11 protein-coding genes and 1 pseudogene are annotated in these 12940 nt (G+C 61.9%); 2 read left to right on the forward strand and 10 right to left on the reverse strand.

Annotated elements, in window-relative coordinates:
- Positions 1–30 precede the first annotated feature (30 nt).
- The 4 genes from SB772_RS28955 to SB772_RS28970 form a co-directional block, all read right to left on the reverse strand.
- A complete protein-coding gene (locus tag SB772_RS28955) occupies positions 31–1473 on the reverse strand; it encodes an MFS transporter (RefSeq protein ID WP_410836590.1) in 1443 nt (480 codons plus the stop codon).
- A gap of 104 nt (positions 1474–1577) precedes the next feature.
- Entirely contained in the window at positions 1578–2654 is a 1077-nt protein-coding gene (hppD, locus tag SB772_RS28960) for a 4-hydroxyphenylpyruvate dioxygenase (RefSeq protein WP_410836591.1), read from the reverse strand.
- Positions 2655–2695: 41 nt separating this feature from the next.
- The gene (locus SB772_RS28965) at positions 2696–3847 is read right to left on the reverse strand and encodes a CaiB/BaiF CoA transferase family protein (protein ID WP_410836592.1); all 1152 of its coding nucleotides are present in this window, start codon (positions 3845–3847) and stop codon (positions 2696–2698) included.
- 7 nt (positions 3848–3854) lie between these two features.
- Positions 3855–4796, reverse strand: a complete 942-nt coding sequence (locus SB772_RS28970; protein WP_410836593.1) for a hydroxymethylglutaryl-CoA lyase — start codon at positions 4794–4796, stop codon at positions 3855–3857.
- Positions 4797–4942: 146 nt separating this feature from the next.
- Here SB772_RS28970 and SB772_RS28975 point away from each other — a divergent pair.
- Positions 4943–5071: pseudogene (locus SB772_RS28975) on the forward strand (LysR family transcriptional regulator); the annotation flags it as partial.
- Between the two features lie 436 nt (positions 5072–5507).
- Here SB772_RS28975 and SB772_RS28980 read toward each other — a convergent pair.
- The 3 genes from SB772_RS28980 to SB772_RS28990 all read right to left on the reverse strand — a co-directional run bounded on the left by SB772_RS28980 (position 5508) and on the right by SB772_RS28990 (position 8403).
- Positions 5508–6080, reverse strand: coding sequence for an OsmC family protein (locus tag SB772_RS28980; protein ID WP_410836594.1), 573 nt, complete (start codon positions 6078–6080; stop codon positions 5508–5510).
- A gap of 41 nt (positions 6081–6121) precedes the next feature.
- On the reverse strand, positions 6122–7054 hold the full coding sequence (locus SB772_RS28985; protein ID WP_410836595.1) for a hypothetical protein: 933 nt from the start codon (positions 7052–7054) through the stop codon (positions 6122–6124).
- Positions 7055–7359: 305 nt separating this feature from the next.
- Positions 7360–8403, reverse strand: a complete 1044-nt coding sequence (locus SB772_RS28990) for an AraC family transcriptional regulator (RefSeq protein ID WP_410836596.1) — start codon at positions 8401–8403, stop codon at positions 7360–7362.
- A 551-nt stretch (positions 8404–8954) separates the two neighbouring features.
- On the opposite strand from SB772_RS28990, the gene SB772_RS28995 reads away from it, so the two are divergent.
- Positions 8955–9260 carry a hypothetical protein gene (locus tag SB772_RS28995; protein WP_410836597.1) on the forward strand — a complete coding sequence of 102 codons (306 nt, stop codon included), beginning with the start codon at positions 8955–8957 and terminating at the stop codon, positions 9258–9260.
- Between the two features lie 452 nt (positions 9261–9712).
- Here the strand turns inward: SB772_RS28995 and SB772_RS29000 are convergent, their stop codons facing one another.
- From SB772_RS29000 to SB772_RS29010, 3 genes are all read right to left on the reverse strand, one after another.
- Positions 9713–10291: an MFS transporter gene (locus SB772_RS29000; protein ID WP_410836647.1), complete on the reverse strand. Its 579-nt coding sequence runs from the start codon at positions 10289–10291 to the stop codon at positions 9713–9715.
- Positions 10291–11907: an MFS transporter gene (locus SB772_RS29005; protein WP_410836598.1), complete on the reverse strand. Its 1617-nt coding sequence runs from the start codon at positions 11905–11907 to the stop codon at positions 10291–10293. Before SB772_RS29005 ends, SB772_RS29000 begins: the two co-directional genes overlap by 1 nt.
- A gap of 609 nt (positions 11908–12516) precedes the next feature.
- Positions 12517–12879, reverse strand: a complete 363-nt coding sequence (locus SB772_RS29010) for a winged helix-turn-helix transcriptional regulator (RefSeq protein WP_410836599.1) — start codon at positions 12877–12879, stop codon at positions 12517–12519.
- Positions 12880–12940: the final 61 nt, after the last annotated feature.

Here is a 12940-nt window from a genome sequence, read left to right on the forward strand (position 1 = left end):
ACGAAAGCGGAACTGGAGTCGTTATAGAACTCACCGATTCAGCTCCTCAAGTCGAACACCGTTGGTCCTGGGTCCAAACACGCCGATCGCGACAGCAACGACCAGCATGCAACCGGTGATGCCGGCGAACACACCCGCGACGCCGAAATCCCGTAACAGGAATGCGATGAAGAATCCCGACATCATCGCCCCGATGCGGCTGACCGAATACACGATACCGCTTGCACGGCAGCGCACCGCCGTTGGGAAGAGTTCCGCCTGGTAAGCGTGGAAGGACACGGAGATGGTCTGCCCGGCCAGACTGATCAGCACGCCCAGAATGATGAGCGGCACGACTTCCTTCACTTGCCCGAAGGCCAAGCCGCAAACGATCACCGCAAGCGCCCCGCCGACGATCAGCCATTTACGCTGGATCCTGTCGGCGTAGAGCATCGCGAGCATCGGGCCCGCCGGCATCGCGAACGCGATGATGAAAGAATACAGCAGGCTCTTCGTCACGGTGATGCCCTGGCCGATCAAAAGCGTCGGCACCCAGTTGGCGAAGCCGTAATAGCCGACCGCCTGGCAGAAGTTGAAGATGATCAGCATGATGAGACGCGAGCGGTACGGCTGCTGCAACAACTCCGCAAACGACGCGCGTCGATGCGCGGGCTGCTCGATCACCGGAAGCGGCGGCGGCGGCAGTGGCTTGCCTGTCTGGCGCATGACGGCCGCCTCGATCTTCGACACGACCCGCTCGCCCTTCTCCACATGGCCGTGCGTCGCGAGCCAGCGCGGGCTTTCCGGTACCGAGCGGCGGATGAACCATACGAGCACCGCACCGATCGATCCCGCGAGCACTACGACACGCCATCCGTCGACGCCGAACAAGGTCGTCGGCACGAGCCAGTACGAGAGGATCGCCGCGACCGGAGCGGCCGCGAACATCACCATCTGGTTGAATGCCATCGCGCGGCCGCGCATGTGTTGCGGGACCAGTTCGGTGACGTAGCTGTCGATCGTGATGATCTCCACCCCCACGCCGATGCCCGTGATGAAGCGCCACAGGATCACGCCTTCGGGCGTCGTCTGGAAGGCCATGATCGCCGAGCCGACCGAGTACCACAGCAGCGAAAAGGTGAACACGGCGCGGCGCCCGTAGCGGTCCGGCAGCCAGCCGAACCCGAAGGTGCCGATGAAGAGCCCCGCGAACGTCGCGGCGATGAAGCCGGCGATGCCGGTGAAGCCGAAGAACGCGCTCGTCGTGGTCTTGAGGAGACCGCTCTTCGCCATGCCCGGCGCGATATAGCCGGTGAAAATCAGGTCATAGACTTCAAAGAAGCCGCCGAGCGAAATGAGAAACACGAGCATCCAGAGATGTCGCGTGATGGGCAGTCGATCCATGCGCGCGGAGATTTCCGCGCCGGGGTCGATGCCGATGCGAACGTTCGGCGACGCAAGCGGGGGGCTACCCGCGGTGACGGTCTGCTGCATGTCTGTCTCCTGCTTTGTGCACTGGCGGCATTCTTTTGTGTGCATGCCTGCCGGTATGAAGGTGATGGGCCGCATGCTGCTCGCGCACGGCCCGCGATTGGAAGCTAGTTCTGGCCGACGACACCCCGGCGGATCTGATCGCGTTCGATCGACTGGAAGAGCGCCTTGAAGTTGCCTTCGCCGAAGCCGTCGTCGCCCTTGCGCTGAATGAATTCGAAGAAAACGGGGCCGAGCAGCGTGTCCGAGAAGATCTGCAGGAGGAGGCGCGGCCTCTCCCCGCTCGTGTCGCCGTCGAGCAGGATGCCGCGCGTCTGAAGCTCCGGGACCGGCTGGCCGTGACCCGGCAGGCGTTCCTCCAGCATCTCGTAGTACGACTCGCCCGGCGCGGTCATGAGCGGGACGCCGGCCATCGCGAGCTTGTCGATCGTCGCCGGCAGGTCGTCGGAGAGCAGCGCCACGTGCTGGATGCCCTCGCCATTGAACTTCATCAGGAACTCTTCGATCTGCCCCGCGCCCTTCGACGATTCCTCGTTCAGCGGAATGCGGATCTTGCCGTCCGGGGCCGTCATCGCTTTCGACGTGAGGCCCGTGTATTCGCCCGAGATATCGAAGTACCGGATCTCGCGGAAGTTGAAGAGCTTCTCGTAGTAGCCCGCCCAGAACGCCATGCGTCCGCGATAGACGTTGTGCGTGAGGTGATCGACGAGCTTCAGTCCATAGCCTTCCGGACGCCGGTCCACGCCTTCGACAAACCTGAAGTCGATGTCGTAGATCGATTCGCCGTCCTCGAAGCGGTCGATCAGATAGAGCGGCGCGCCGCCGATGCCCTTGATCGCGGGCAAGCGCAGTTCCATCGGCCCGGTGGGCATGTCGAGCGGCTGCGCGCCGAGTTCGAGCGCTCGCGCATACGCCGCATGCGAGTCCTTCACGCGAAATGCGAGACCGCACGCCGACGACCCGTGTTCCGCCGCGAAGTAAGCGGCCGGGCTCTTCGGCTCGCGGTTGACGATGAAGTTGATGCCGCCCTGCCGATACAGCACGACATCCTTCGAACGATGGTGCGCCACGAGTGTGAAGCCGAGCTTCTCGAACACCGGCTCCAGCGTGTTCGGCGTGGGCGACGCGAATTCGACGAACTCGAATCCCATCAGGCCCATCGGATTTTCAAAGAGATCTGCCATTTCGTATGCTCCGTGATTCGATGCGCTTTCAGCGCGGAAGCTCATGCGCTCACTCGACTCTTCAGACGCGACAGCACTTCCTGCGTGTGCTCGCCGACGCGCGCGAGCGCGTGGCGCACGCCTGGACGCCGGCCACCCATCGTCAGCGGCAGGAGCACGACTTCGGTCATGCTGCCGTCTTCGGTTTCCATCGGCACAAGGCCGCCGCTTGCCTTCAGATGCGGGTCGTCGAGCAGTTGCTCGGGCCGCACGATCGGCGCGTACGGAATGCCGGCTGCTTCGAGCTTCGGCGAAAGTTCTTCAACGCGATGATCCTTGAGAATGGTGCCGAGAACTTCGAGCAACTCAGGGCGGATCGCAACGCGCAACGCATTGGTCGCGAAGCGCGGCTCGGCTGGCAGATCCGGGCGTTCAAGCACGTCGCACAGCGTGATGAACTGTTTGTCGCTGACCGCGCCGATGAAAAGCTGCTCGCCTTCCGCCAGCGTGAACACGTCGTAGACGCTCCACGCCGACACCCGCGCGGGCATCGGCGGTGGCGGCTCGCGGGTCATCGCGTATTGCTGCATGTGCTGCGCGCTCAGGAACACGCAGTTCTCGAAGAGTGCGCTCTGCACTTCCTGGCCTTGGCCGGTGCTTTCACGCTCACGCAACGCGGCGAGCACGCCAATCGCGCCGAACATGCCGCCCATGATGTCGTTCACCGACGTTCCCGCGCGCAGCGGCCGACCGATCGGGCCCGTCATGTAGGAGAGGCCGCCCATCATCTGCACGACTTCATCGAGCGCGAGGCGCTTCTCGTACGGCCCGGGCAGAAAGCCCTTGTGCGACACGTAGATGAGGCCGGGGTATTGCTTCGAAAGCGTGTCGTAGTCGAGGCCCAGCTTTGCCATCAACCCCGGGCGGAAGTTTTCGAGCATCACGTCACAGGTGCCGATCAGTTCCACCGCCGCTTCCTTGCCCTCCGGCGTGTTGATGTCGAGCACGACGCTCTTCTTGTTGCGATTGAACGAGCGGAAGAAGCCGATGCCCAGACCCGGCAGCTTGCGGGTTTTGTCGCCGCCGGGCGGCTCGATCTTGATGACCTCGGCGCCGAGATCGGCGAGGATCATGCCGCACGTCGGCCCCATGACCATGTGCGTGAATTCGATGACGCGCACGCCGTCGAGGGGAAGTCGGGTGTTGTTGCTCATGATGTCCTCAAGCGTTGAGCGCAGCCGGAACCGCGAAGGTTTTGGGCAGTCCGGCGAGCCACAACGCGCCGTGAAGCGTTTCGCCTTCGAGCCACCGCGCGACCTTCGCACGCAGTGCCAGCAAGGCGGGAATATCGATGCCGGTTTCGATGCCCATGCCGGCGAGCATGAACGCCAGGTCCTCGCTCGTTGCGTTGCCGCTCGCGCCCGGCGCATGCGGGCAACCGCCGATGCCGGCGAGCGTCGCATCGAAGCGTGCGACGCCGGTTTCGAGCGCCGCGTACACGTTGGCGAGCGCGAGGCCGCGCGTGTCGTGGAAGTGGCCGCACCAGAAGCGCTCGCCGGCAATCTTGCGGGCCTTCTCGAACAGATCGCGCACGGCGGTGGGGCCGGCGTAGCCGACCGTATCGGCGATGCTCACGCGATCCGCGCCTGCATCGAGCAAAGCCTGCATGCAGCGCAGCACTTCGGCCTCGTTGACGTGGCCCTGGATCGTGCAGCCGAACGCCGTGCCGATGCCGCCTTCGATCAGCGTCTTTGAACCGGCCGCATCGCGTGCGGCCCGGATGCGCGCCACTTCGGCAACGACTTCATCGGGCGTTTTGCGCAGGTTGGCGAGGCTGTGCGCATGGCTCGCTGAGAGCGGCACGAGCAGCAGGTCGGCCTGGGTTTCGATGGCGCGCTCGGCGCCTTTGAGATTCGGCACGAGCACCGAGACGACGAGGCCCGGCAGCGTCTTCGCGTAGGCGACGAGTTCAGCGGTGTCCGCCAGTTGCGGCAGAAGGCGCGCGGGAACGAACGAGCCGACTTCGATTTCCCGCTGGCCGGCGGCGTAGGCATCGCCGATCCATTCGATCTTGCGTTTCGTGGGAAGAATCGTCTGGATGCTTTGCAGGCCGTCGCGCAGGCCGACTTCGCGAATGACGACGTCCGTGGGGAACGAGGGCATGGTGCTGTCTCCGTTTGTCTCGTGCCGGTCGTAGGGTCGCCGGCGTTGTGCTAACTTTAGACATTCCAGCGAAACCTTAAAGCGGTATTTCGGAACGGGTGGCGTTCCAATCAGGAATGTCTGATCGAGCGACCTGGAGACTGCAAATGCGCGACATCGACCCCAAAACGCTGCGGCTTTTCGTCGCCGTGTGCGATCACCGCAATATTGCGCGGGCGGCGGAGAAGGCGCACATCGAGCCGTCCGCGATCAGCAAGCGCATCGCGCAACTGGAGAGGCCGCGCAGCGCATGGTTGACTATCTTGCGAGCTGGGTCGAACGGACGCCGACGATTAAGTCGTGAGAGCCGCAACGATTGCGTTCGCGTTCACGTCGTGACGCTATGGCCCATGCGCCATAGATGGAAGAGTGCTATGCCGCATCGGGCCACATCGCCGTTTCTTCCATCAAGACCTGTTCGACGCCTGCCAGCGCGCGCGGTGGCACACTCATAGTCCTCTGAATGATGGCGTGCGCTCGCGCGTGACCGGCCGAGCTAATTCTTTCCAAGCGGGCGCGACCTACCCGTTTTCCGTTAGATCTTGTCCAGGAAGGCTTTGCGCTAAGTACTCAGCAAGGCTGAGGCTTCTCCCCGTTACGGGTACCTCCTTCCATTTTCAAAAAGGCGGCGCGACGGAAACGATTCGGGTCGCGGCGCCCACATCGCGAAGTTCACCCGACCAGAAGAGTCGATTTCAAGGCGACGGCATTCGCCAGATTGTAGACATTGGGAGACGTGGCCATTACCGCGTCATGGATTTCGGCGAACTGTTGCTTAGTACCGCTGCCCTTGATACGAACGGTATAACGCAGGCTCTCGTAGCCGTTTGCCACTTGCGGGTCGATCCCAAGAAAACCCCTGAGGTCGATTTCACCCTCAGTCTCAATCTCCAGGGATTCGAGCGTAATCCCGCGGACGGCGCATTGCGCCACGTAACCCACCGTTATGCAGGCATTCAGCGCCGCGATCAGATGCTCCTGAGGATTGGCAAACTTATTCGAACCACCGAGTTCGCAAGGCTCGTCGATATCGATGGTGAACCGGCGCGACACATCCTGCCCTCCGATCGAGAACCCCTCTACCTCGGCGCGAGTCCGGGTCTGGCCCTGCCAGGTCGTCGCTACGCGCCAGCTTGTGGTGGCTTTCGAGGCATCGCCCTTGACGCCTTCAATCAGGACGAACAAGTCGTCGACGTTGAGGCCATTAACGATGTTCGGTTCGTTAGTCTGTGCATCGGCATTCATATTCCATCTCCTTTACCTACGTGGATTGTTCAGCTTCGCTCTCATTGAAGTGTGGCTAACGCAGCCTGGATGCGCATGCCCTGGTCTTCGGAGATGAGGCTATAAAGGACCTCCCCGAAATGGGGATGACGTGCGCCCGAGTGGATGTATTGCCACCGGTAAGCATCGAGGAAATTCGCTTCGACCGACAGGGTTTCTGCCTCGTCGACTGCGCGGCCGCAGTTCGCCACGAAGTAACGCGTGTCGGCTGCGGCCTGCGCCTGCAGAATGCCGTCGATCGCGGCGACCAACTCGATGAATTCGTCAACAGCCTTGTCGCGATCACTGGCCGTCACAGTGGCGTCGTGACGCGCCCATTCGAGCTCGTCGAGGATGGCGTGCTGGCTCTCCTCCTTCCAATGGTAGAGGAACACGTTCTTGAATAGCTCCGATAGCTGATCGTCTGGATCGATACTCTGGCGGTAGTGGAGCTGGCTGAATAGTTCGATATCCAGCGTCAGCGCCAATACGGCCCACGTGCTTTTCCCGAGGACTACAGAGGCAACGGCATTTGGTTCGACGTCGAAGCGATAGCCGGGGGGAAGGGTTTCACCGATCATCTCGTCGATGCGACGAAACAGCGCCTGATGCTTAAGTTCCTCGTCGCTGAATCGGACCAGCGCCTCAAGCGCCACCTGGTCGCCGAGCCAATAGTCACGGCTGACTTCCAGCATCTTGGCGTTGATGAAGCGCTCTACCAGTCCGAACACGTTGGCATACGTGCGTCCCTGAATCTGGCTGACGAAACGCTTCTCGCTCTCGGAGAGCGTAATGAAATTCGGAGCCAGTGAGAGCCCGTCGGGCAGATATTTCTGAGAAGTGTCAAAGGTGCGGCCTCCGATCACGTCACGGTCGATGTCCCAACTGACCATCTTTGAGGCGCGAATGCACCGGGCGTAACGATCGCGGTCAGAGAGTCGCGATACTGCGTTCATGGCATTTCTCCCAATACGGACCGACGTGCGGTCGAGCTGTGAATGTTCATCTACCGGCCAGAACCACATGGCTGATCTGGCATTCCGGTACGCTCAAATGTACGATCGGGAGACGAGAGGTTCTATGATCGGGCCGCCGGGAGATATGACCGAAACGCCTGGTCAGCTTTGAAGCGTGTGAATGAACGTTGCGTCGGGCATGGCAGGGGGCATGATAGCGATTTGGCCAATCGGCGCAATGAGCTACCGATCAGATCGTGCGCTGGCTGGTGTTGTCGAAGCACCGTTGCGTTTAGCAGTCGGTGTCACTGCTCCGGTGGTGGCGTGATACCAGTCACGCCGAGTGCGGCCTGCGCAGATTCGGCAGCGCCATTCATCTTTCCTTTGCTCTTGCGCCAGCCTGCCGGCGGCATTCCAAATTCCCGCCTGAAGGCTCGACTGAACGCTGCCTCCGACTCGTAACCAATGTGCTCCGCTACAGCGGCGAGTGACTTACTGCCGATCAGGAGTTCCTGCGCCGCGATCTGCATGCGCCATCGCGCCAGGTACTGCATTGGCGGTTGTCCAAGAAGGTCGGTAAAGCGTTGCGCCAACGCGGAGCGCGACAACCCCACCTTGCGCGCAAGCTCATCAACGGTCCAGGGGTGGACTGATTGAGCATGGAGCAACGAAAGCGCACGTCCCACATAGCGATCGCGCACGCCGGCCAGCCATCCTGTCTGGTCGGCAGGTAGCGCTTCAATACAACTACGGACCGCCTCGACAAACAGGAGTTCGGACAGTCTGGCGAGGACGATCGTACCGCCCGCACGCGAATGCGCCGCTTCGTCGGCAGCAAATTTGAGGGAGCACTCAAGCCATGCTGCTCGCGGATCGCGGCGCATATCAATCTTGAAGAGTCGCGGCAGCGATGAGAGCAGTGGGTTGCTCAGGATATCGTCGCAGGCCAAAAAGCCACATACGATGCGAGTCGTAACCCCCCCGCCTCCGTGGGATAGCGTCATCACCTCACCGGGTGTTGCCGCCAACGGGCCGGCTAATAGCAACTCCGATGGCGTGGGCGAGATATCCACGGCGCTGCCCATCAGATGCGTTTCACCTTGCGGCACCACGAGCAGTTCGCCAGCACTAAGATGAATAACCGAATCGGGGTCGCCTGCAAGTTGGGCCCAGCAGCTGCCGTCTATGATCAGATGATATGAAATTACACGCTCAGATCGCGGCAGATACTCTGCACAGAGCGCAGCATCTGTGCGGCCTATAAGGCACCACGGTGCCGTGAAGGTTCCGTTCAGATACACGGCGCCGCTCAGGCGCACAGCGCGCAGAACGTCAGAAACTGCATCCATAAATAGCCCGCGTGAAATGCGATTTCCCGGGCAAGGGAACCGGGATGCCGGCCATTCTTCAATCTGGCCGCCGGGTACATGTTATACCTGCTGCGGCAGTCGATGACAAATCCCTTACTGATGATTTCACCACGCTTGATCCACCGTCGCGCGATTCCTGTGGATGTTCGCGGGTGGTCCCTTAGCGAGCATGCTGACCCCGATTGGTTCCGGCGTCAGGCCGTCCCGAGTCTCCGCGTCCTTCTGTCGTTTATGGTCTGCGTGGCAATCGCGATCTGGATTCGCGGTGTGCCAGCGCGGTGACGTCTTGCCTCATCATCACAGCCCCTTCGGGTCTGCCTCGATACCTTCGAGTGTGGGCGCATCGCTTCGTGATACAACCGCGTGGAACCAGATCGCGCCCTTCTGCAGGAGGACCGGACAATCTTTGTGGACGCCCAGAAACGGCCAGGCGAACCATAGGCAAGACTTGGACGATCGGGCAAAAAACTTCGACGCACGGACAGGACGGCAACAGGTTGCGAGAGGCAAAGTTCGTCATAGGACGGGACGTGACAGATCAACGTCATCCGCACTTCGCAGCCAAACCTTCCACGGATTCCGGAAGCCTGGCGCGCCTCCAGACTTGCGCAGATCGGTTGACACGCACAGTGGCTTACCGGTTCGGGCAAACGAAACAGCGTGAGATGCCGATGAAACGCCTGATAAGCCGTGCGATGTACCACCCGCTCATCGCGCTATCCATGTTTTATTTGACCGACCTGATGCACAACGTCGACTACAGTCCGGCCGGTGCTCTGCTCGTTCTGGCAGCGAAATCTATGTCCCGTGTCGTGAGCCTGTTCAACAAGGGGTAGCGCCATACGACGGTACGGCACGCCAGGTGGATTAATCGGACGCAAGATGGAAGCATGGGGATAGACAAGCTAGATCTTGTAATAGTCCTAATGGTTAGCTATCCAGAACGGTCAACGCGCAACAGACCGGATCGGGCCGCATTCGTCCGTTGCCAAGATGAAGCCGACGTTCGAACGACTGCATGAGAAAGCTTGCCAACGACTGTAGATGGCCGGACTGCGTCTGATGCAATAGACATAGATCGAAGTCAAACTCAGCCCGACGCGGTCAGCTCAGGTCAACCCGGAGCTGCCCAACCGACAGACAGGCACGAACGTCCGAATGCCATCCCGAAGTGATCAGTCAATATGCCACCGCAGTCAACGTACGTGGCGCTGAATGAAAAGCCGGAGAGATTGCCTTCAACGAAAGTGCCATGTATCCCATGTATCTATTGAGCACTGACGGCCCCCTAAAGCTTGACGGAACCAGGGAGCGCTCGAGCAACTTCAGACGACTTGAGCGCGGCCTCGTAGCGTCCCATGCCGAACATGCTGAGTGCAGCAACGATAGTGGGAATCGCTATCAGCACGAACATGCCAGGCAGGCCCAGATGCATGGCTAGCAGCATTCCGCCGACCATCGAGCCCATGATCGAACCCACCCGGCCAATGCCGAGTGCCCAACTCACGCCGGAGACGCGGCTGGAGGTTGGATAGTAGGCCGCCGCCAGTGCATTGAGGCCGGTCTGCGAGCCTCCGGTCCCAAGACCAGCCCCAAAGACTGCGAACACCAGCATCGGCAACGACGAAGCGACGCCGATGAGCAGGATAAACATGGCGGCAATAAGGTAGGAACTTGTGAGCACCAGACAAGGGCTGTGCCTGTCCATCAGGCGGCCGATCAGCACTGCGCCGACCGTGCTGCCCAAGGGCAGCACGGCGGTGATCAGCGCTGTCATACCCAGAGGGACGCCTGTGTTGTTAACGACCGTGGGCAGCCAGCTGGCATGAATGCCGCAAGCAGACGCGTCCGGCGACGCGAAGCACATCACTTGCGGGGCTGGATGGTCGCCACGGCGAGACCCGCTCCTGCGAACGCGCACGCGGCGGACACCAGCGCGACTGCGCGTAGCGCGTCAGCGATGGCGTCGGCTTCCGCCAGCGCCAGGGGTGTCTGGGGCGGCGTATGGGCATCGCCGGCTGCCGCCCCGGCTTGCGCGTCCGGCTCCAGCAACTGCCCGGTCTGGCGTGCGCCCTGAGGAACATGCAGTTCGTCGAGCCGCGCCGACAGCGCCGCGTGGTGCGACCACACGAACACGATGCCGAGAACCGCAATCGCCAGCAGGCTCGCCACGCGTGCAACCGCGTTGTTGATGCCGGAGGCGACGCCTGCGCGGTCGCCCGGCACCGAGCCCATCACGGTCGTCGTGAGTGGCGCGACCGTGATGGTCATGCCGAGCCCGAGCACGGCGAGCGCAGGGAGGAATCCGGCCCAATAGCTGCCGCGCACGAACGGCAGCGCGAGCATCACGAACCCGATTCCGGCGACGCCCGGGCCGGCGCTCAACAGGACCCGCGAACCGAAGCGGCTCGTCAGCCCGCCGGTGAAGCGCGACAACAAGCCGATGATGACCGGCACCGGCAGCAGCGCCGCGCCCGCTTCGGTTGCGGTGTAGCCATATGCGCGGATCAGCGTGAACGGCAGGAAGAACAGTGCGCCGCCCAGACCGAAGTAGAGCAGCAGCGTGACGAGGTTGGCGCCCGTGAAATCGCGCGAGCGGAACACGTCGAGCGGCATCATGGGGTCACCGCTGTTCGCTTCGATCATCACGAATGCGGCCAGCACAAGCACGCCGGCGCCGATCGCGCACAATACGAGCGGATGCGCGAAGCCACGCGCCGACGCCTGGGTCAGGCCATAGGTGAGTGCGGCGAGCCCCGCTGCCGCACTGAGCGCGCCGGGCCAGTCCAACTGTTGAGGCGCATCGAGCTTGTGGCTGTTCGGCACCGACGAAATCGCGAGCGCAATCGTCACCGCTGCAAGCGGCACGTTGAGGAAGAAGATCGCGCGCCACGACAACGCGTCGACGAGCAAGCCGCCCGCCACCGGCCCCACCGCCGACGTGATCGCGCCGACGCCCGCCCAGGTGCCGATTGCCCGTCCGCGCTCTTCGCCTTCGAATACGGCGCCGATGATTGCGAGACTGCTGGGTACGAAGAGCGCAGCGCCAATGCCCTGCACCGCGCGCCCGGCGATCAGTGAACCCGCGTTCGGCGCGAGCCCGCAAGCGGCCGACGCCAGCGTGAAGACCCCGATGCCCGCGATGAACACCGTGCGGCGGCCGAGCTTGTCGCCCATCGATCCGCCCACCAGCACGAGGGACCCGAGAAAGAGCAGGTAGGCGTTGACGATCCACTGCATCGCCGCGACGCTCGCGCGGAGCTCGCTCTGAATGGCGGGCAGCGCAACATTGACGACGGAGCCGTCGATAAACGCCATGCTCGAGCCGAGGATCGCCGCGGCGAGCGCAAGACGCTTGCGCCGGCACGGGCGGTCGACCGCGGTGGGCTGCGTGCGGATGATGAGCTCGTCGCACGGGCTCGCTTGCGCAGCGACGATGTGCGCGGTCTTTTGGTCGCTATCGAGAAGATCCGGGTTGTCCAAGCCTGCTCCCCTGCTGGTCGATGGTGACTAGCATAGCAACTGGAGCGCGGGACCGCAGGTGCGACCTGGTCGCGGGTCCAACGTCAGCAAAGCTGGGTGAATCGGCCGTTCGAATGACGGTTTTGTGGGTCGGACGAACGGCAACTGTTGGCTACCGGCAACCGGACCAGGCACTACACTCGTAGAGGGCAAACGGGAACTTATTTCGGTCCCCGTCCAAGATCCGCGTAGTAAGGCTGCAACCAAGCGTTCCGTCGGAGGACATGATGAACGTGAACGCAGCCCGGTCCGCATATGCCAGCATCATGGCGAAGAAGCAATCAGCCACTTCGTGACGATATGCTTTGTTGTTCGCGTAGTTCGTCCGTCGGGTTCCAGATTGACGCAGCCGTTCCAACCTCAGGACTACCGGCTCGCCAAACGACCGGAGATGGCCGGAGCCCTACCGCGCGAGCGGTTTCGTTCTCCGACCATACCGCGACCCGACGGCGTGACTCCGAAAACGTTGGAAGAGCACCCCAAACCGATGCAGACGCATACGTTGACTTGCAGCAGACACCTGGTCGACGACCCACAAAATTCGAATTCAGGAAAACAGGTCAGTCAGCCTTAGGCACGCACGCTCGACGCAGCCGATGGAAAGTCTTCGCGGCGCTCCGCCCATTTCAGGATCGCATCCAGTGCCGGGCACAGCGCCTGCCCCCAATCGGTTAAGCGGTAGTCCACCTTCGGCGGCACCTGGTGATAGACCGTGCGCGTCACAATGCCGTCCTCTTCGAGGCGGCGTAGCTGCTGGGCAAGCATCTTTTGCGTGATGCCGGGGATCAGCCTCTCGAGGTCCGAAAAGCGTCGCACCTGACCACCGAAAAGGTGAAACAGGATGACCAGCTTCCAACGTCCTTCCAGCAGCTTGAATGCGGCTTCGACGTCGATCGCGGCGGTCGTGGGAGTGTAGGTTTTTCGGTTTGGCATACTTACTTTTTAGTGCGTTCTTGCGATGTGGTAACTATAGCGCCATCATTGGGACATGCAA

Origin of the sequence: Paraburkholderia sp. SIMBA_030 (genome assembly GCF_046535245.1) — a bacterium.
In the GTDB taxonomy this organism is placed as follows: domain Bacteria; phylum Pseudomonadota; class Gammaproteobacteria; order Burkholderiales; family Burkholderiaceae; genus Paraburkholderia.

Coding starts and splice junctions, on each gene's coding strand:
- SB772_RS28965 (WP_410836592.1), bottom strand. CDS start 3,847: ATGAGCAACAACACCCGACTTCCCCTCGACGGCGTGCGCGTCATCGAA.
- hppD (WP_410836591.1), bottom strand. CDS start 2,654: ATGGCAGATCTCTTTGAAAATCCGATGGGCCTGATGGGATTCGAGTTC.
- SB772_RS28980 (WP_410836594.1), bottom strand. CDS start 6,080: ATGAATGCCGATGCACAGACTAACGAACCGAACATCGTTAATGGCCTC.
- SB772_RS28955 (WP_410836590.1), bottom strand. CDS start 1,473: ATGCAGCAGACCGTCACCGCGGGTAGCCCCCCGCTTGCGTCGCCGAAC.
- SB772_RS28970 (WP_410836593.1), bottom strand. CDS start 4,796: ATGCCCTCGTTCCCCACGGACGTCGTCATTCGCGAAGTCGGCCTGCGC.
- SB772_RS28990 (WP_410836596.1), bottom strand. CDS start 8,403: ATGGATGCAGTTTCTGACGTTCTGCGCGCTGTGCGCCTGAGCGGCGCC.
- SB772_RS29000 (WP_410836647.1), bottom strand. CDS start 10,291: ATGTGCTTCGCGTCGCCGGACGCGTCTGCTTGCGGCATTCATGCCAGC.
- SB772_RS29010 (WP_410836599.1), bottom strand. CDS start 12,879: ATGCCAAACCGAAAAACCTACACTCCCACGACCGCCGCGATCGACGTC.
- SB772_RS28985 (WP_410836595.1), bottom strand. CDS start 7,054: ATGAACGCAGTATCGCGACTCTCTGACCGCGATCGTTACGCCCGGTGC.